Annotated in this window: 17 protein-coding genes; 3 read left to right on the top strand and 14 right to left on the bottom strand. The window is 38.1% G+C overall.

Going from position 1 to position 19,049, the window contains the following annotated elements; all coding sequences use genetic code 11:
• Window positions 1-12: 12 nt before the first annotated feature.
• From IGI58_RS09550 to IGI58_RS09510, 9 genes are all read right to left on the bottom strand, one after another.
• Window positions 13-1,341 (bottom strand): maltose-6'-phosphate glucosidase, encoded by a 1,329-nt coding sequence (locus tag IGI58_RS09550; RefSeq protein ID WP_429953619.1) that lies wholly within the window; start codon window positions 1,339-1,341, stop codon window positions 13-15.
• A gap of 9 nt (window positions 1,342-1,350) precedes the next feature.
• Complete coding sequence (locus IGI58_RS09545; protein WP_087640655.1) at window positions 1,351-2,775, bottom strand: PTS transporter subunit EIIC; 1,425 nt, start codon at window positions 2,773-2,775, stop codon at window positions 1,351-1,353.
• Window positions 2,776-3,304: 529 nt separating this feature from the next.
• Entirely contained in the window at window positions 3,305-4,075 is a 771-nt protein-coding gene (gene chbG / locus IGI58_RS09540; RefSeq protein ID WP_087640654.1) for a chitin disaccharide deacetylase, read from the bottom strand.
• Window positions 4,076-4,195: 120 nt separating this feature from the next.
• Complete coding sequence (locus IGI58_RS09535) at window positions 4,196-5,017, bottom strand: PRD domain-containing protein (protein WP_429955328.1); 822 nt, start codon at window positions 5,015-5,017, stop codon at window positions 4,196-4,198.
• Between the two features lie 262 nt (window positions 5,018-5,279).
• Window positions 5,280-5,927 (bottom strand): tRNA (guanosine(46)-N7)-methyltransferase TrmB, encoded by a 648-nt coding sequence (gene trmB / locus IGI58_RS09530; protein ID WP_087640653.1) that lies wholly within the window; start codon window positions 5,925-5,927, stop codon window positions 5,280-5,282.
• A 126-nt stretch (window positions 5,928-6,053) separates the two neighbouring features.
• On the bottom strand, window positions 6,054-6,833 hold the full coding sequence (locus IGI58_RS09525) for a phosphotransferase family protein (protein WP_429953620.1): 780 nt from the start codon (window positions 6,831-6,833) through the stop codon (window positions 6,054-6,056).
• 693 nt (window positions 6,834-7,526) lie between these two features.
• A complete protein-coding gene (gene dat, locus IGI58_RS09520) occupies window positions 7,527-8,387 on the bottom strand; it encodes a D-amino-acid transaminase (protein ID WP_429953621.1) in 861 nt (286 codons plus the stop codon).
• 2 nt (window positions 8,388-8,389) lie between these two features.
• Entirely contained in the window at window positions 8,390-9,607 is a 1,218-nt protein-coding gene (locus IGI58_RS09515) for an ABC transporter permease (protein ID WP_429953622.1), read from the bottom strand.
• 1 nt (window position 9,608) lies between these two features.
• A complete protein-coding gene (locus IGI58_RS09510; protein WP_429953623.1) occupies window positions 9,609-10,346 on the bottom strand; it encodes an ABC transporter ATP-binding protein in 738 nt (245 codons plus the stop codon).
• Between the two features lie 135 nt (window positions 10,347-10,481).
• Here IGI58_RS09510 and IGI58_RS09505 point away from each other — a divergent pair, with 135 nt between their 5' ends.
• The 3 genes from IGI58_RS09505 to IGI58_RS09495 all read left to right on the top strand — a co-directional run bounded on the left by IGI58_RS09505 (window position 10,482) and on the right by IGI58_RS09495 (window position 12,607).
• Window positions 10,482-10,910, top strand: a complete 429-nt coding sequence (locus tag IGI58_RS09505; protein WP_429953625.1) for an HIT family protein — start codon at window positions 10,482-10,484, stop codon at window positions 10,908-10,910.
• The gene (locus IGI58_RS09500; RefSeq protein WP_087640647.1) at window positions 10,911-11,246 is read left to right on the top strand and encodes a YtxH domain-containing protein; all 336 of its coding nucleotides are present in this window, start codon (window positions 10,911-10,913) and stop codon (window positions 11,244-11,246) included.
• A 323-nt stretch (window positions 11,247-11,569) separates the two neighbouring features.
• Window positions 11,570-12,607 (top strand): peptidylprolyl isomerase, encoded by a 1,038-nt coding sequence (locus IGI58_RS09495; protein ID WP_087640646.1) that lies wholly within the window; start codon window positions 11,570-11,572, stop codon window positions 12,605-12,607.
• A gap of 44 nt (window positions 12,608-12,651) precedes the next feature.
• On the opposite strand, the gene IGI58_RS09490 is transcribed toward IGI58_RS09495, so the two are convergent.
• The 5 genes from IGI58_RS09490 to IGI58_RS09470 are packed head-to-tail and all read right to left on the bottom strand — an operon-like array spanning window position 12,652 to window position 18,913.
• Complete coding sequence (locus IGI58_RS09490) at window positions 12,652-13,506, bottom strand: PhzF family phenazine biosynthesis protein (protein WP_429953626.1); 855 nt, start codon at window positions 13,504-13,506, stop codon at window positions 12,652-12,654.
• Between the two features lie 54 nt (window positions 13,507-13,560).
• Window positions 13,561-14,022, bottom strand: coding sequence for an ASCH domain-containing protein (locus tag IGI58_RS09485; protein WP_429953627.1), 462 nt, complete (start codon window positions 14,020-14,022; stop codon window positions 13,561-13,563).
• Between the two features lie 18 nt (window positions 14,023-14,040).
• Window positions 14,041-14,985, bottom strand: a complete 945-nt coding sequence (locus IGI58_RS09480; protein ID WP_087640643.1) for a 3'-5' exoribonuclease YhaM family protein — start codon at window positions 14,983-14,985, stop codon at window positions 14,041-14,043.
• Between the two features lie 2 nt (window positions 14,986-14,987).
• On the bottom strand, window positions 14,988-17,684 hold the full coding sequence (locus IGI58_RS09475; RefSeq protein ID WP_429953628.1) for an AAA family ATPase: 2,697 nt from the start codon (window positions 17,682-17,684) through the stop codon (window positions 14,988-14,990).
• Window positions 17,681-18,913, bottom strand: a complete 1,233-nt coding sequence (locus IGI58_RS09470; protein WP_429953629.1) for a metallophosphoesterase family protein — start codon at window positions 18,911-18,913, stop codon at window positions 17,681-17,683. Before IGI58_RS09470 ends, IGI58_RS09475 begins: the two co-directional genes overlap by 4 nt.
• Window positions 18,914-19,049 lie beyond the last annotated feature (136 nt).

Genomic DNA, 19,049 nt, shown 5'->3' with positions numbered 1-19,049 from the left:
TTCACCTAACCTTTATGCCAATGTTGGCCAGTACTCTTTATTTGCCTCGATCATATCGTCTAAGACTAATTTCGCAACTCTGGCATTTGGTACTGTTTGATTTAACGTGAAGGCTTGTAGTGCTTTTTGATAAGATCCTTCAAAGTATGCATCCACTAATAATTTTTCTGCGGCAACTTGTGCTTCCATCAAGCCTTTATGGAAATCATTGATCGGTTGTCTCAAGGAAATCGGTTCAACACCTGTAGCACCCACATAAGCTGGTACTTCTACTACTGCATCTGCTCTAAGATTCGGGATCGCCCCTTGATTTGGTACGATCAGCATGAAACGACGACGTTCGTCATTCAACAATGAAGTTGCCATATCAACGATGTATTGACCGTGCTCGCCAAAATTGAAATTTAAGACGTCTTCTGTCAAACCATCACGAATTTTTTGCGCCATTTCCCGTGTATTTCTTTCTCGCCCATCCATGACCATATTTGCTCGTGTATAATTCTTATCCGCATGCTCAACGACCATATCTGGATATAAGTAATATTCTAAATAGTTATTTGGAATGTGTGTTGGGAAATTCTTAGTGATCACAGACATCATACTGAATGCCTCTTGCCAAGTCTTATCTCCAGCGTTGAAATCAGCTACTGCCATTTCCTGAGTCGTCAGTTTTTCGATGATTTCAGGCATCACATCGCGACCTAGAGATTTATCATAGATAGAAGTATACCAGCCAAAATGATTCAACCCATAGTAGCTAGGGATCCAGTTCTTTCGATCATAGCCATAGTTGATAGCGATCGTTTCTTCAATTGAGATCGTCATATCGCATGCATTGATCATTTTCGCTGTCGGATACGTCCGGCGAACGGCTTCTGAAACGATCGATTCAGGATTCGTATAATTCAAAATCCAAGCATCTGGAGCAAATTCTTGAACATACCCAACGATTTCAAGCAAACCGCCCATTGAACGCATCCCATAAGCAAAGCCACCTAAGCCACAGGTTTCTTGACCAACTAAATCATACTTCAAAGCGATCTTTTCATCTTGCTCCCGCATTTTCATTCCGCCTACACGAATTTGTGAGAAAATGAAATCACAGCCCGTAAATGCTGTTTTAGGATCTTCTGTTGATGATAGTTTCACCTCATCGTAGCCATCTTTTTTCAGCATAAAATCAATGATTAGATACATATCATCATTTCTTTTTTTATCGATATCGTATAAACGAATTTCCGCAACTGGTAAACGATCCGCATTATTTAAAACAGCTTGAATGATTCCTGGCGTATATGTGCTTCCGCCGCCTGCGATTGTAATGATTTGTTTTTTTGTCATTTTTTTCACCTATCCTTGATTTTCTAATAATTTATCAAATTCAGCCATGATATACGTTACTTCCAAACCAACGATCACTTGATAATTTTTCTCTGTCGGTTTGATGATTCCGCTAACACCTAACTGTTTGATTCGTTGCTCATTCACTACAGAACTGTCCAAAACCTCTACTCTCAATCGTGTATTACAGCTATAAGCGTCCGCAATATTTTTTGCACCGCCGAAAGCATCCAATAATTTTTTCGCCATATATTCATAGTTTTTACTTGCTAATGTTAATTCTTTTTCCTCTTCTTCTATTGTTTCTGTTCCAAATTCTGTTGCTACTTCTCTTCCTAAAGTTGGAATATTACGTTTTTTGATCAGATAATAGAATGTGAAATAATAAAGAGCAAAGAACACTAAGCCGATCGGCAGAATCAAGATAGCATTCGTTGCGATCCTAAAGTTGATTAGATAATCTACGATACAAGCACCGAAGGTAAACCCGATTCGAATATTGAATAGATAGCAGACAAATCCTGCCAAACCTGCGAAGAATGCATGAACGACATAAAGCATTGGCGAAATGAACATAAAGCTAAATTCAACAGGTTCTGTGATATTTGCGATAAATGACGTTGCCGCACCACTCCCCATGATCCCTTTGACCATTTCTTTATTTTCTTTGAACGCTGCACGATAAATCGCTAAACAAATCGCTGGTATACCAAACATCATTACCACGAAAAATCCAGATAAGAATAATCCTGCTTGTGGATCTCCATTGATAAAGCGAGTCATCTCACCACGGAAAACTTCTCCGCTTGGCGAAGTATAGCTTCCTAGATCATAGTAAACATAGGTATTCAAGACATGATGCAGCCCAAATGGAATCAACAATCGATTCAAGAACATAAAAATACCGACTCCAAATGCACCCATATCTACTAATAATTTTGCGAAACTATCGATCCCCGTTTGGATGATCGGCCAAATAACCCCAAAAACAACTGCTGTGATCGTTTGTAAAATCATGACCATCGTCAGAGGAAATTTTTCGCCTGCAAAATAAGAAAATACCATTGGTAATTTTTGATTTTTGAAACGATTATAGGTCCAAGCAGCAACCAACCCAGAAATGATCCCGCCAAAAATCCCCATACTTACAGCCGGATTCATGATCTCCAACCCTTTTTTCAACGTTGCAATTGCTAGAAACCCAGTCAAAGCTGGAATCCCTTTATCCTTCGTCTTAGCAAAACCGATCGTTACACCAATCGCAAACAGAATATCTAAATTCCCAAAAACAGCATTCCCGGCAGCACCGATCACCGGAATATTCAGCATATCATCCGCAGATAAACGCATGATCAAACCCGCCAACGGCATTGCAGCAACAGGAAGCAACATTGCTCTTCCCAATTTTTGAATATTCGCTTTAAAACTCGACATGATAACTCCTCCTTAAATTAAAAGCGGAACAAATCGTCTAATCCTGTAGAAAATTAGGAAATTGACTTTGAGACGCTTTTTGTCTCACTGGCAATTTATCTATTTTCCTAAGGATTGATTTGTGCAGCTGGATAACGATAAAAGCGGAACAGGCTCATTCAGCTCTGACAGAAAAATAGGAAATATTGATTGAGACGCTCTTTGTCTCACTCCATATTTATCTTTTTTCCGAAGAGCTAGCCTGTGCAGCTGGATAACGATAAAAGCGGAACAAATCGTCTAATCCTGTAGAAAATTAGGAAATTGACTTTGAGACGCTTTTTGTCTCACTGGCAATTTATCTATTTTCCTAAGGATTGATTTGTGCAGCTGGATAACGATAAAAGCGGAATAGGCTTGTTCAGCTCTGACAGAAAAATAGGAAAAATCGATTGAGGTGCTTTCTGCCTCACTCTATTTTTATCTTTTCCCCGAAAGGCTAGCCTGTGTAGCTGGACAATACAAAGGGTCAATACTTTCGTTATAATTCTCAGCAAATCTCCCGATACGTGACCAGTTCGATCTCCTTATCCTGTTTCACTGTTTTCGCAAACTCTGAATGAATCAAAAATTCGACCTGATTGATTCGTGGAAAAACAAACCCTGATCCCTGGTATAACTCTTGATCGATATAAGCTGTATGACACATGATCTCCGTTGTTTTTACCGATCTTAATTTTTCCAGTAGATCCGCTAAATATTCATCGATTCCTTTGTCTATTTGACGTTCCTTCGGCTCATCTACGCCTACATCATCAAAGAAACGCTCAAAGTAATCAACATGACGCACTTGCTCTTTTTCTTCAAAATTCCCGCGAACCGGCAAATCATATTTCTTTGCTAGAGCAACAACTACTTCCTGATTTTGTCCAAAAGTGTGTGCATGATGATGACTGTCTAAATGAGTAGGTACGATCCCTGAACGATAAACCTTTTGAATTTGACTATTCCATTCTTGGTATAGCTCATCCAAATCGATTTCAAAAGGTTGTTCATAATAAGCTAATTTCTTAAAAGAACCCTTTCCATCCATCAATGTATCAACATTTTTTAAAAGTGGTTGTCCACAAGTCAATGTCAAATGAACGCCAACACCTAAATCTGGATTTTCTTTTTTCAACTGGACTGCCTGTTCAAATCCCGGCATATTCGCCATTAGCGTGGTTGAAGTCAAAATCCCTTCACGATAAGCATCGATGATCCCATAATTCACCCCGCGGCTGTATCCAAAATCGTCTGAGTTGATAATTACTTTTCCCATTTTTCCTCTTCCTTTCTAAACAGTAAAAAAAGGCGCACCCTAATAAAAGAACTCCAGTATAAAACTGAATACTCTCTCATTAGGTTACGCCTACCGAATAGTAACACCCTAATCATTGTTTTATTTAATTCTTGCCAAATGCACTGCTAAATACACTGTTTCATTTTCTTGAATAGTCATTTGGTATGTTTCTTCGATCTTAGTTGTAATGAATTTCGCCACTTTATAAGGCTGACTTTCTTGAAAAGACGGATTAAAGAATGAATAATCTTCATCAGACACCTTTTCTTGATAAATCAAACGTTTTACTAAAAATTTTATATGGATCATCAGCCGATGATACGTAAGCGACTCTTTATCTAATACACCAAAATACTCTTTTTCCAGCATCTGCAAAATAGCTGCTGTCATTTCTAAAATCTTTAAGCTGTTTAAACTATTTCGCTCCCCTAATTCCGCATTGATAATATGCATCGTGATAAATCCAACTTCATTTGCGCCTAACTCTGTCTCATAGCGTTGATTGATCAGCTTTACCACTTCAACAGCCGTTGAATATTCTTCAGGATAAAGCAGCTTCATTTCCGGCAGCATGATCGCTGTCACCTGACTGTCTTCTCTTTTTCGCTGAATCGCAAAATAAATGTGATCTGTTAAAGCGATATAAATATTTGAATCTAAGGGCACTTGGATCTTTGATTGAATAAAGTGAATGATTTCTTCTGAAAACTCAATAAATTCCAATGGAATTTGTGCTGCCATCTCACTGAACATCTTCGTTTTTTCCTTCGAATCTAAAACAAAAATTTTATCAGCTGACGACTCATCAAATACCTCGTTTGCGACCGCTGAAAAACCAATGCCCTTCCCCATAGCAATTTTTTCTACCCCATGATCATCCACCAAAACAACATTGTGATTGATCTTTTTCACGATAAGCATTTTCATTAACAATCCCTTCTCCAAAAAGGCTAAGTGACTTTTTACTACGTACTTTTGTTGACTTTTCCAATCACTCCTTTTCGTTTATTTCTAACAAACTCGAGTTAAAAACAGACAAAATAACGTAACTTTTTTTACGCAAAAACGACCTAAGAAAAATGACTTTTCTTAGGTCGTGCCTAATTTAATAGTTACACCCTGTGTTTTATGGTTAAAATATACCACAGTGTGAAACCGGTGTCAAACGCTATTTTTACGTTTTTTATTGATTAGACTGAAATCTCGCTTCTACACGATAAATAGGCTGTCCTTTAGCAGAGAATTTTTCCTCATACTCGGTCATGATGTTTCCTTCGTAATTGCTTGCATGCAAATCAAGCCAAACTTGTTCTAAAATCATGCCATATTTTGAGAAGCTGCTTAGAGAATATTCAAATAATCCCCGATTATCTGTTTTAAAGTGGATTTCTCCGTTTGGTTTCAAAATCGTTTCATCTGTTTCTAAAAAGGTTTTAAACGTTAATCGACGCTTTTCATGACGCGTTTTTGGCCACGGATCAGAAAAATTCAAATAAATTTGATCGATTTCATTTTCAGCAAAATACTCAGTCAGTGCACTTCCATCGACATGTAGCAATTGGAGATTAGGGAGAGCTTCTTCCAACGCCTTATCTAAAGCAATCGACAACACACTTAACTGCATATCGATCCCGATATAATTGATTTCTGGATGAGCTTTTGCCATTCCTACGATAAATTGGCCCTTGCCTGAACCGATCTCGATATGGATTGGATGATCATTGCCAAAACGTTCCTGCCAGCGTCCTTGCCATTTTTCTGGCCCTTCTACAACTAATTCAGGATGACTTGCTAACAACTCAGCAGCCCCTGCTCTTTTTCTCATGCGCATAATTTTAGTTTCCCTTTCTTTATCACAAATTTTAAGAAGGTAGGACAAAACCTGCCGATTTTGTACCGCCCTCTGTTATTTTTAAGTCACTCGTTTACATGAAGCAACGACTGGAACCTCAATTTCTTAATAGCCAAAAGCTTGTTTCAATTTTAAAATCTCTGCATTCATTTCCCGCTTTTCCCCTGACTGATAATGCCGCAGGATTTCTTGAAGGAAATTGAACAGTGCATACCACTTGATTCTGGTCAAATTTTCTTCTGTTGGATGCATACCATATGACAGAAGCCATTTATTCCAGCTTCCTTGATGCACATAGTGCCCCAGCAGCATACCTAAATCTAAGGCTGGATCGGCAATCATCACAGAATCCCAATCAACTAAGTATAAGTAATTTTTAGAAACGATCCAGTTTCGATGATTCACATCCCCATGAACGACCATATAGTTATGAACTGAGTAAGTAGGAACCGTACGCAATAAATAGCTATAAACACGTTCGAGATACGAATTGTTTCGAAGTTCTGCCGGCAGTTTTTCCTCATATGCTTGAAGCAGCATTGCTGGAGTCTGTACTTTCCCGCCGATCTTTTCCAACATTTTCTTCAGCATATGCGAATGATGCAAATGATACAGCACATCGACCACATCATTTCTTTGCCCGATCTCCTGTGCACGCAGCACTTGTCCATCTAACCATTCTTGTGCAGTCAAAATATCTCCTGTGACTGTCCGCTTAGTCCAAACTAGCTTCGGTGCGATTCCTTCTTTAGATAAAGCGGCCAAAAGAGGAGACGTATTTCGTTTGATGAATACTCGTTCAGCCGCACGTATGCCCATGAAAGTTTGACCGGTTGCGCCTTTTATTGGCTGCAAGCGCCACTCCTTATCCAACTGAAATGCCATGGAAATTATCTCCTATCTTAACACGATTTAAATAAAAGCGGAACAAATCGCTTAATCCTGTAGAAAATTAGGAAATTGACATTGAAACGCTTTTTGTTTCACTGGCAATTTATCTATTTTCCTAAGGATTGATTTGTGCAGCTAGATAATACAAATGATCAACACTTTCTTCGAAAGTCTTGTACTGTTCTACATCAGCTCACTTCATTCACTGTGTTTCTCAGCAAAAGCAGAATGAGCCAACTTAGTCTCGACTAGAAAATAGGAGAACATGACTGAGGTGCTTTTTGCCTCATTCAGGTTTTATCTTTTTCTCGAGAGACTGGCTCATGTAGCTGGATAACAATAAAAGCAGAACAAATCGCTTAATCCTGTAGAAAATTAGGAAATTGACATTGAAATGCTTTTTGTTTCACTGGCAATTTATCTATTTTCCTAAGGATTGATTTGTGCAGCTAGATAATACAAATGATCAACACTTTCTTCGAAAGTCTTGTACTGTTCTACATCAGCTCACTTCATTCACTGTGTTTCTCAGCAAAAGCAGAATGAGCCAACTTAGTCTCGACTAGAAAAATGATCCACACTCATATGAAAGCCCTATATCTATCGTTCATTGTTTACAGTACTTATCATTTTAGCTTCCATAGCACCTCACGTCAAGCATCTCTCTTGTTCTTTCAGCTTCTTTCTCTATTCTGCTACAGCACAAACTTGGTCTACGCTAGCAATATAGGCGTTTATCAGTTGTTGCGTGATTTTCCCTGGTTTTCCAGAACCAACGATATGCTCATTGATTTTTACGACTGGAACGATTTCTGTCACTGATCCGGAAACAAAGCATTCATCTGCCGTGAACAGTTCTTCTTCGAAAATGGCCTCTTCTTTGACAGGGATATTCAACTCTCGGGCCAATTCCAAAATTTTCCTTTTAGTGATTCCTGGTAAAATCAAATTTCCATCTGGATGAGTATAAACTGTTCCATCTTTGACCGCCCAAAAATTCGCTGCTGACGCTTCTGTGACTTTATCATCACGAACAAGCACCGCATCGTCAAAGCCTTGTCGTCTTGCTTCATCCAGGGATAAAATATTGCCCATCAAACTTAATGATTTGATATCACAGTGCAGCCAGCGTGTATCCGGAACGACCGCTACCGTAATTCCTTCTTGCATTTTTTTCACTGGACGTTCACAAGCAGTAATATTCGCTGTCAACACACCTGTGACCTTTTTAGGGTCTGGCAAAGCATGGTTTCTAGGTGAATCAATTCCACGAGTCACTTGAAAATAAAGCTTTCCTTCTGGAATTCCTTCAAGAGCCACCAGCCTTTGTAAGTTTGCTGCCAGTTCATCCTTCGTAAATGGCAAAGTCATACGAATCTTTTCTGCTCCATCCCACAAACGGTTTAAATGCTCTTCTAACATAAATAAATGCCCGTTGTACACTCGAACAACTTCATAAAGTCCATCACCATATTGATAGCCACGGTCTTCGATATCGATTTTTACTTCATCACGTTCAACAATTTGATCATTCCACAAAATATGCATGGTTAAGCCTCCATTTTCTTCAGACGATACGGAACATAGAACTTAGCAAATAATACAACTTCCAATACCAAGGCAGCAATAATCATTAAGCCTTCTTTCACATCTGGCAGTGCGATCAATACAAACAAGCTAAATAGTACCGCAGCAGTAAAAAGTAATAGTGACACTAGACGACTGACTGCTTGTTTTTTCTGTTCATTTGGCACAGGGTATAACTGCGTCATCACCATATAATCGAATTGCGTATAAATCGGAATCAGCTGAAAACCGATCAAGTAGATGAATAGTACAGAAACACCCATAGAAATCCAAAATTCTTTAAGGAAAAATAGAATCACACCACAAACTAAAACCAGTCGGATAAATAAACCACTATACTCAGAGCCTCTTAAAAAACTACGAGCATATAAATAGAGATAGGTATTTTGAGTTGTCTTCTTGATTTTAGCTAAAAGTGGATCTAAGAATTTCCGACGTTTGACGCTGCTGGAGATCTCCGGTACATCAGTAAACAGATGAATGAATTGATAAATCCGATGCATCCGATTTTTTTCTAATTTGATCATTTTCTCCCAGTCTAATGATACCTGTTGTTCTTTTTTACCTAATATATAATAGAAACTTAAAAATTGAACAAGCGCGATAAGTATCCCTACCAAAGGCATTATATAAAGACTAAGCCCAATGGCTAATAAACAAGTAGCCAACCATAACATAGACCATTGGTTGTGTTGACTTGAAGAGATTTGATACAATTCATATTTTTGTAATCGTAAGTGACTGGCCTTCAATATTCCTAACATAACAAAAAAATAGATGAAGGTAGAAAACGCCCAGCCTGTTGATACCACGACTAACGGCATCGACATACCGCTCATCAAGCCTAAAACGACTAACGGCAGCCAAAAAGAATAACGCATCGCACGATTCAAATAACTGTTCATTTCAGGCTCTTTAGGTAATATAAAAACTTTGTCTGCCTCCTCAGCCAACGTAGCAATTCTACCAATCTGTAGTAATGACAGCCAAAGAATCAAGATGATCGGTCTGCCCCAAACAAAATTTACCGGCAAAGTTTTCAGCACCTGAGAGTAATAAAAGCCTAATCCGCCTAACAAAAATACACAAACCAAGATAAAGTGATCATTAAAAACATAACGCATATACTTCATCATTTTTTTCAAGTGGCGCGCTAAACGGATGCCAAAAAATCCAGACATACTACCCCACCTTTTCTTCTTTTGTCAATGCAATATAAATATCATCCAAAGATGAATCAGGTAAATCGAACTCTTTTCGTAACTCTTCCATTGAGCCGACTGCTCGGACTTCACCATCGTGCAGCACAACAAAACGATCACAATAGCGTTCAGCTGTCGCAAGGATATGAGTGGACATCAAAATCCCTGCTCCTTGCTTACGCATATTATCCATCAACTCCAACAACGCATGAATGGCTAATGGGTCAAGTCCTAAAAATGGTTCGTCGATGATATATAGACTGGGCTGAATCAAAAATGCACATAATACCATGACTTTTTGCTTCATTCCTTTTGAAAAGTTCGCTGGAAACCAATCTAACTTATTCTCAAGTCGGAAAGTTTTCAATAATCCATCTGCCCGTTCAAACGCTTCTTCGATTGGGATATCATAGGCCATCGCAGTGACTTCAATATGTTCTCTTAAAGTCAATTCTTCATATAAAGAAGGGGTCTCTGGAATATAACCAATTTTTTTACGATAGCTTTCAGGCTGTTGTTTCAACGTTTCGCCATCGATCGAAATTTTTCCCTTCTGCGGCGTTAGTAAGCCGATCACATTTTTGATCGTTGTACTTTTACCAGCACCATTCAAACCGATCAGACCTACCATCTCACCAGACTTTACTTCAAAATTAATATCTTTTAAAACAGGGATATGTCCATATCCACCTGTTAAGTGTTCAATTACTAAACTCATGAGGTACCTCCAACTAAATTTTATCGTGAATCTATTATACCACGAACTTTTTGAAGGTTTCATGAACTTTTACTCCCAATTGAAATTCAAGATGTGGTAAAGTAAAAGAAAGAGTTTAAAGAAAGAAGGGACATCATGACAGAGTGTATTTTTTGCAAGATCATCGATCAGGAAATTCCTAGCTATAAAGTATATGAGGATGACAAAGTCTATGCCTTTTTAGATATTACCCAAGTAACTAAAGGACATACCTTACTTGTTCCTAAAGAGCATGTGACAGATATCTTCGAGTATGAGCCCACGCTTGCTGGAGAAGTTTTTGCTCGAGTGCCGCTAGTTGCTCGTGCGCTTGAAAAAGCTTTTCCTGAAATGCAGGGATTAAACATCATCAATAATAATAAAGAACTAGCCTATCAATCTGTTTTCCATTCCCATATCCACTTGATTCCACGTTATGAAGAAACAGATGACTTTTCGATCCACTTTGGTAATAATCAAGGAAAGTATACAGCCGAAGAAATGCAGGAAATCGCTGATAAGATCAGACAACAGGAGGAAGCATAAATGAGTAAATTTTCTAAAGGATTGTTCTTTGGCGCCATCGTCGGTGCTGCCAGCGGTTTACTTTTTGCGCCACGAAGCGGAAAAGCGACCCGTCAAAAATTTGTCGATGAATTAGATGAATGGTCAGATCTAAGAGAAGACTTTTCTGACAAACTTGATCAGTTTAAAGAATCTGCGCAAGCCTTACAGGCAACAGCAGAAATTTATATCGAGCCGTTCATTGAAGGCATCAATCAAGACATCGAGAATTTTAAATTTCAAACAGAACCACGAATCGAGCAAATTCAAGAGCAAGTGGAAAAAATTCAGGATGAATTACCTGAAATAGCTAAATAGATCACATGTTTATACGGGGATGAAAAAACGTCAGATTCATGTTTTTTCATCCTCTATTTTTTTGATTTAATCATCGTTTAAATTAAATTCATTTTCTATTTATATAATTCAACACTTTTTTACAATCACTCTTTTCGTGTATTTAAATCACTAAAATGTCCGAAATAAACCTATTTATAGAGGAAAATGTGTCTTAAATTCGAAAATTTCTTGAAACTACTAATTCAATATTTCTTTTCTGAAACATAGTGTGGTATAGTAATAAGCGTGAGAATTAATTTCTACATAATAAAAAATAAAATAAACTTAGGAGTGCTAGAAGAATGAAGAAAAAATTAATTTTAGCCGCAGCGGGCTTATTCAGTGTTTTTGCACTAGCAGCATGCTCAAGCGGATCAAAAGAAATCGCTACAATGAAAGGTGCTACAATCACTGTTGACGATTTCTACAACCAAGTGAAAACAAGCCAACAAAGTCAACAAGACGTTCGTAACATGATCATTTTCAAAGTCTTTGAAGAAAAATATGGTAAAGACGTTTCTGACAAAGAAGTACAAGCTAAATATGATGAAGCTAAGAAAAACGCTAAAGATCAAGGCGCAAGCTTAGAAGATCAATTAAAACAAGCTGGCTACACAGAAAAAAGCTATAAACAATTAATCAAACAAAACTTAGCTTATCAAGCTGGGATCAAAGCACACATCAAAATCACTGATGAAGATTTAAAAGCGGCTTGGGAAACTTTCCACCCAGAAGTAGAAGCACAATTGATCCAAGTTGCTACTGAAGATGAAGCAAAAGATATCAAAAAACAATTAGATGACGGCGGCGACTTTGCTAAAATCGCTAAAGAAAAATCAACAGATACAACAACTAAAGAAGACGGCGGAAAAGTGAAATTTGATTCACAATCAGCAACTGTTCCAGAACAAGTAAAAGAAGCTGCCTTCAAATTAAAAGATGGTACCGTATCTGAACCGATCCAAGCGACAGATGCAACAACTTACCAATCAACTTATTATGTTGTTAAAATGGTGAAAAACAAAGAAAAAGGCAACGACATGGCTCCTTACAAAAAAGAGTTGAAGAAAATTGCTGAAACAAACAAACAAAACGACCAAGAATTCGTGCAAAAAGTGACTTCTGATGTTTTAACTGAAGCTAACGTTAAAATCAAAGATGACGCATTCAAAGATATTTTAGCTGGTTTGATCCAAACTGAAGATTCTTCTAAATCAAGCGAATCTTCTACAAAAGAGTCTAAAGCAAAAGAATCTTCTTCTAAAGAAAAAGATTCTAAATCAAGTGATTCTTCAAAAACAGAAGAATCATCAAGCAAAACTGAAGACTCTTCTAAATAATCAAAATAGAAAAGGAGCGGATAAACATCCCGCTCCTTTTTTCATTAGTCATTTTCTATACTTAAAACCTTTGTCTCGCAGTAATCCCCTTTACCGCCAACATACACCTTTTCTATTTCATTGTTACTATTCGTTTTTAACTTAACTAGTATTTCAGAAGGTAAACGTAAAGAATAACCTTGTTCAAATATATAAACTTCTTTTCGTAAACCATGTTGCTTGTATAGATAGCACGCCAAGGCTCCATTTGAAGTTCCTGTCGCAGCTTCTTCGTTGATGTCGTATAATGGCGCAAAATTTCTACATATTATTCGATCATCATTGAATGCATATAGATGCATCCCAACAACATGGTACGACTCACTAAGTTCCTTGATTTTTTCAAAGTTTGGTTGTAGTGCATGCAATTCTGATTCACTTCTGATAGGAATCAAAATATCTTTTAATCCCGTAGACACAATTTGAATTGGATACTCCTGATCTATTTTTTCGATATCAAAACACTCAGCGAGTTCATCAGATGATAGAGTCTCATAAAATACCGGATTGGTTTGCTCCATAAATATGGTATCATCCTCTATAGTTACGGTAAGAACGCCACTATTCGTCTCAATCGTATAACGATTTTTGAAAATTTTATTTAGATGTTTCAATAGCGCAAAAGAACCGATCGTGGCATGCCCGCATAAATCAACTTCTTCTTTTGGTGTAAAATATTCAAATTTATAATCAGCCTGATCAGAGCTGGATATAAAGGCAGTTTCCGCATATCCCAGCTGTTTGGCTATAGCCATTTTTTGATAAGTAGTCAACGGCTTTTCCATCAAGACTACTCCAGCCTTGTTCCCGCCTTTATGATCCTTACTAAACCCATTTACAACATAAACCGTTATTTCCATGAGATACCTACCTTCCTAATCTATAATCCAAGAGCAGCGGTAAACTATTCATTTTTATCTCTTATACACAACTTCAAAAAGCTCATAAACAATCAACAAGTCTTCTGAAAACGGTAAATTACGCTCATTTAGTTCCTGCTCAAAAAAGGGTCTATGAACCTTGCGCCAATAGCTCAGGTTTCGTTCGCCTTCTCCTTCCAGATACCCATGAACCTCGGTGATCTGTGAAAAAGGAAGCACATCAACGACTCTTGTACAAATGATCGCTTGTGCTTGATCGTTCCCATCAAGCAACACGCTGTAATGACCAATTTCCGGCATTTGTTCTCCTTCTGGCTCCAATTCATATAATAACTTCAAAGAAGACGTTCCGGTCTTTTTTCCTTGAACGACAAGTGCCAACAATTCATCTGCCATCTGAGGAGAATTGCCAAATGCCCAAACATCGTAATGATCATGCGAAATCCCTTGATCTTGCTTAAATTGTGTCCACAACTCAAGTACCGATTGATTCATTCCTCTCACTCACTTTATCTATATATTTTTTGGTACATAGAAACTACGGTTATCTAAACCAAAAATACGATCTGTATATTCCCCAGGTTCTGTTTGACGAATCGATCCTAACATCATTTGAATCGATGCATCAATATTGTCGATTTGATGCAGGACTTCCGCTTCCATGATTCGCGGTCTAACTGGTGAACCATACTCTAATAAGCCATGATGTGCTAAAACCATATGACGTAACACGATCACATCTTCATCATTTTCATCGATCTTCAGTGCAATACATGCCTTTGTGATTTCTTCATCAACCAAAACCAAATGCCCGATCAAATTGCCGGCAATCGTGTATTCAGTCGTCATCGCACCAGATAATTCTTTTACTTTACCAAGATCATGTAAGATGATCCCAGAATAAAGTAAAGCGGCATTCAATTCGTTATACTCCTTACAAATCGCTTTTCCTAATCGCAGCATAGAGACTGTGTGATAAGCCAAACCATTGGCAAATGCATGATGGTTTCGTTTGGCAGCTGGAAAATCAAAAAATTCTTTTTGATATTGTGTTAACAAATAACGAACGATTCGCTGCCAATGGGCATTAGTAATTTCAAAGATCGTCTGATTGATCTCCTCTACCATATCTTCACGTTTTAAAGGAGCTCTTTCCATATATAAAGTCGGCTCATTTGGCTCTTCCGGACGCGCTAAGCGCATATGAATAATTTTGACTTGAGGATTGCCTTGATAAACCTCTCTTTTACCGTTCAAAAGAACAACATGACCAGCAGTATAGCGACTGATTTCTTCCTCAGAAGCATCCCAATATTTTCCATCGATCGTACCTGAGGTATCTTGGAAGGTAAACGCAATAAATTTTTTACCATTCTTAGCCACACGGACATCTGCATTTTTGATCAGCAGAAATAATTCAAATGTTTCATCTACAGTTAATTCGCGAATTTTTTTCATACTTACACTCCTTTTAATTCAATAATCGGTTGTTTTAGCTCTTGGTAATAGCTTACCATTTCTTTATCGGAAGAAAAACAGATGACCTGCTGCTGTTCAGAAAAAAGTGCAAAAAGTTCCGCCAACTGTTTTTTCCGTTGACTGTCATAATGCAGCCAGCCGTCATCGATCATGATCGGGCACAAATTCCGATGCTTTTGTAAGTATAAGAAAGCAAAGCGAACAGCCATGATCACCTGATCCTTTGTTCCTGTCGACAATTCATGGAGCAAAAACCGTTGATGATCTTGGCGAATCACAATCAACTGCTCAGCTTCTAACTGAATCGACTGGTATGACTGCTCCGTCAAAAGCTGAAAATACTCTGTAGCTTTTTTCAGTAAATTCGGTAATTGTTTCTCTGATAATTCCGTGAGCAGATCCATCAACAATTGACCAGCTAATTGATAGCCTGACCATTCTAATGCTAGTTCTTCAACTTCTGCTTTCAAAGCAGCTTGTTCTTGATACAATTCGTCTAACGTACCATCTGACAGCATTTGTTTTTGTTGATAAAGTAATTTTTGTTCTGTTTTTTGTGAGTGCAAAAGTTGCTCTTCTGCTTCTTTTAACTTTTCAGCTAAATGTTGTCTTTTTGCCGGAAGTTCTTCTATCATCGTTGTGTCATTGTATATCCCTGCCAACATTGATTGCAGCTCTTGTTTTCTTTTTTTGCTTGCTGTTGTATGTTGGTAACTCTTTAACTTATTTGGTATTTCATTGATCGAATCAATTTGAAAACGATGTACTAGTGGTGAAAGCTGCTCATCAACTTGATGCTGTTTTTCTTTGACCTCACGGATGGTCTGCCTTGTATATGCATCTGCTTGATACTCTTGTTCAAAGCGGATTTTTTCCATTTGATCAACAAATTGACTGATGATTTGGATACGCTCTGCTAAAGGTAAACCTGAAATCGGCAGCCTTGCCGTAAATCGTTCCGTTTGTTGGCTGATCTCTGCCATACGCTTTTGATCATCCAATAATTGTTGTTCCAGTTCTTGATTTGTATTGATCAAAATCAAGTACCTAGTAATATCTCCCCGATGATTCAGCCAAAATTCTACCTGATCCATTCGGCCTAAATAGTTTTCCTGAACTTTTTCTGCGACAAAACGAGCTACTTCTCGTTCTTCATCATGTATTTTTTTAATATCAGCTTTGATTTTTAAAAGCTGATCATTTAAATAATCTAGTTGAGAAAGCTTCTCTTGCCATTGGCGCTTTTCATTCGCATAAGGCTCTTTCGCCTGATAAAAAAGAGGTGATACGCCAATAAGTACAGCTATGATGCTAATTCCTACACCTATATATCTAATTGGTGCAGAGAAAAAGAAACTGAGAATCAGAATGACTGCCGCAAGAATACAAAAAACAAGATTAACGCTTTTTTCTTTATTTTGCCCGCCTTTACGGAACATATCTTTATTGATTGCTTCAAACGTACTTAGATTTTCTTCCCGCGTAGCAATTTCTTCTTCTAATAAGTGTAGATCAGTTTGAGCGGTCTGCAGCTTGACTGTTCTCTCAACGATGGATTCACGCAATTCATTGACTTCCTGTTCATCCATCGCAAACTGAGGGGGATTTTGTTTAGACCAGCCCCATTGCTTTTCTAACGGCTGCATTTCTTTCTGGTTTTGGTCCAGATTTTGACTCATCCACTGGATTTCAGAAAGCAGTTTATCAATGGCATAACGTTGATTCAATAACTGCTTGATATTTTCTTCTTCTTCAAGATAAAACTGATACTCTTCCTGCCGATCCCCATGTTCACTTTGAACTGCTAGGCTTTGATTTAAACGAATCAATTCTTCATTAAAAAAACGATGTTGCTGATAAAGTGACAACAGCTTGTCTTGATCTTCTTTCTTAATAACAGGCGCTTCACTTAGCTGATCGATCGATTGTAATTCTTCATACAGTGGTAAGTTCATGACCTGTTTTTCCACTAGGGACAGCTGATTTTTTATTTGCTGGATCAGTGCATACTGTTCTGAAATTTGCTTTTCTGTATTGGCTAATGATATGCCTATTTCTTGAAACGGTCGTTCCTGCTGTTCTTTATCATTGATTTTTTGCTGCAGCTCTTGATATTGTGCAAGCTTTTGATTCAATGGTGGTTGGCTGCCTTTTCCTTTATAGATCGTTTGAGCTGCTTTAAAATATTCTTCTCGGCGAACGAGAAGTTGCTGGCTACCTGATAAGCCTAAAGACAGCAATGACGTCTGCAGCTCTTCTTCTGTCAGTTTATCCAATTGACCTAACTGCTCTTGCTGAATAGAAAAAACAGATTGGAATAATTCTTTCGTCAGCGGGTGGAGCATGTTTTTTAAGGTTGCTTCGTCTCCGATTTGATCATTGAAGTAGACCTTCGCCTGTCCTTTATTTTGCCCTTTAAAACGTTCAACCTGTACTTCTCCATGAACAGGATGAGACAGCCATAAGCGACCCCCATATGCTGCACCATTTTTAGGCTGATAATCCTTTTTGCGCTTGCCTTTAGGCGGAAAACCAAACAGCATCGCTTGAATAAATTGATAGATCGTTGACTTGCCTGCTTCATTTGCACCAAATAGCAACTGATTATTGGGTAAAAACTCAATTTTTTGCTGCTGCCATTTGCCAAAGCCGACTATTTCTATTGCAATGAGTTTCATGACTGATCCTCCTGAATGACAAAGTCTTCTTTAATCCGCTGATCGGCCTGTTCAACGCTACGTTCACGCCATTCACTATCAATTGCAACAACCGATGTGAAGGCTGGATTTTGAAGTAGTTCTTGTAGGGTATTTGAAAATATATCCGCTTGGAAATATGTTTTTTCAAGTTGCTCCAACAGCTCTGGAGCCGCTGTGATCAATGTTTTTTGCTCTCCAATACTTGCACCGAGCGTGATTTGAAATAGAAATATTTCCTGATCGGTTTGGCTCATTACTGTCGTTTGAAGATAAGAGAGCAATTCACCCGTTTCGTAAGAACGCTGAAATTCATCTCCTAAATGCTCTATATCTGTCAATCGAAGCTCCTTCAAAAGTAGCTGTCCTTGTTCCTTTTTACTGCTTATAAGGTGATTGGTGAGAACACTCAACGCCTCCTGTAGACTTGATACCTGCTTTAAGGAATAAGGTTCTACTTGCCAAATCACTTGTGCAACAGGTTCAAAACGGACGGTCGCATGCCCTGAAGCAATCGAAACGATCGCAACTCCTTGTAAGTTCCGCTCTTTTTTCGTATGTCCTTGTGGTGTTCCAGGGTAGACGATCAACGGATCGGCACTGACTACCTGCGGTTGATGGATATGGCCTAATGCCCAGTAATCATACCCTTTGGCTTTCATTTCACTAAATGAAAAGGGAGCATAATTCTGTTGTCCGTTGCTTTGTATATCGCCATGATAGATACCGATATGAAGATCAGCATTTATATCTTTCATAGGAAATTCAGGTAATTTTGGGTCATTGATCCATGAGTGTTCATAACTAAAACCAGAAATCGCAACTTTCTCTTGATGTTTCGTCATTACATAATGAGTCTCTACTTGCTCTTTCTGAAAAAGAAACATATTCTCTGGAAAATCAAACCAGTAGCGTTCAGGAACGTAATGATCATGATTGCCGAATGACAGAACTACAGGAATCTGTGCCTGCTCCAACCGCTTCATTTCGTCTATAAAAAAAGCCTGTGTCCGAATCGATGTCCGACTTTGATGAAATGTATCTCCAGCAAAAATCACTAAATCGACTTGATTTTTGATTGCTATATCGATGATCGCTGTCACAGCCTTCTGATTTGCCTGCTGTAAGCTTTCTGCGAGTACTCTAGGGATATTTCTTAAACCTTCAAAGGATCGATCCAGATGCAAATCTGCAGCATGTAAGACTTTCATTTGTTCCTCCTCCTTCATCTAGAATCATTTCTTCCATCATATCATTTTATTAAGGTTCGGTCAGTAAAAACATACGAAAATTTGTTCGTTTTTCACTTTTCATTTCAATAAACAAAAACATACTAAGATTAGAGGG

It is taken from the genome of Enterococcus sp. AZ020, from assembly GCF_050499205.1.
Lineage (GTDB): Bacteria > Bacillota > Bacilli > Lactobacillales > Enterococcaceae > Enterococcus_L > Enterococcus_L dunnyi.
Note: the sequence above shows the minus strand (reverse complement) of the source record. Positions and strands in the feature narration are given on the sequence as shown.

Coding starts and splice junctions, on each gene's coding strand:
- IGI58_RS09490 (WP_429953626.1), bottom strand. CDS start 13,506: ATGGAAATAACGGTTTATGTTGTAAATGGGTTTAGTAAGGATCATAAA.
- IGI58_RS09515 (WP_429953622.1), bottom strand. CDS start 9,607: ATGTCTGGATTTTTTGGCATCCGTTTAGCGCGCCACTTGAAAAAAATG.
- IGI58_RS09475 (WP_429953628.1), bottom strand. CDS start 17,684: ATGAAACTCATTGCAATAGAAATAGTCGGCTTTGGCAAATGGCAGCAG.
- IGI58_RS09500 (WP_087640647.1), top strand. CDS start 10,911: ATGAGTAAATTTTCTAAAGGATTGTTCTTTGGCGCCATCGTCGGTGCT.
- IGI58_RS09480 (WP_087640643.1), bottom strand. CDS start 14,985: ATGAAAAAAATTCGCGAATTAACTGTAGATGAAACATTTGAATTATTT.
- IGI58_RS09550 (WP_429953619.1), bottom strand. CDS start 1,341: ATGACAAAAAAACAAATCATTACAATCGCAGGCGGCGGAAGCACATAT.
- IGI58_RS09545 (WP_087640655.1), bottom strand. CDS start 2,775: ATGTCGAGTTTTAAAGCGAATATTCAAAAATTGGGAAGAGCAATGTTG.
- IGI58_RS09535 (WP_429955328.1), bottom strand. CDS start 5,017: ATGCTTATCGTGAAAAAGATCAATCACAATGTTGTTTTGGTGGATGAT.
- chbG (WP_087640654.1), bottom strand. CDS start 4,075: ATGGGAAAAGTAATTATCAACTCAGACGATTTTGGATACAGCCGCGGG.
- IGI58_RS09485 (WP_429953627.1), bottom strand. CDS start 14,022: ATGAATCAATCGGTACTTGAGTTGTGGACACAATTTAAGCAAGATCAA.
- IGI58_RS09525 (WP_429953620.1), bottom strand. CDS start 6,833: ATGGCATTTCAGTTGGATAAGGAGTGGCGCTTGCAGCCAATAAAAGGC.
- trmB (WP_087640653.1), bottom strand. CDS start 5,927: ATGCGCATGAGAAAAAGAGCAGGGGCTGCTGAGTTGTTAGCAAGTCAT.
- IGI58_RS09505 (WP_429953625.1), top strand. CDS start 10,482: ATGACAGAGTGTATTTTTTGCAAGATCATCGATCAGGAAATTCCTAGC.
- IGI58_RS09470 (WP_429953629.1), bottom strand. CDS start 18,913: ATGAAAGTCTTACATGCTGCAGATTTGCATCTGGATCGATCCTTTGAA.
- IGI58_RS09495 (WP_087640646.1), top strand. CDS start 11,570: ATGAAGAAAAAATTAATTTTAGCCGCAGCGGGCTTATTCAGTGTTTTT.
- dat (WP_429953621.1), bottom strand. CDS start 8,387: ATGCATATTTTGTGGAATGATCAAATTGTTGAACGTGATGAAGTAAAA.
- IGI58_RS09510 (WP_429953623.1), bottom strand. CDS start 10,346: ATGAGTTTAGTAATTGAACACTTAACAGGTGGATATGGACATATCCCT.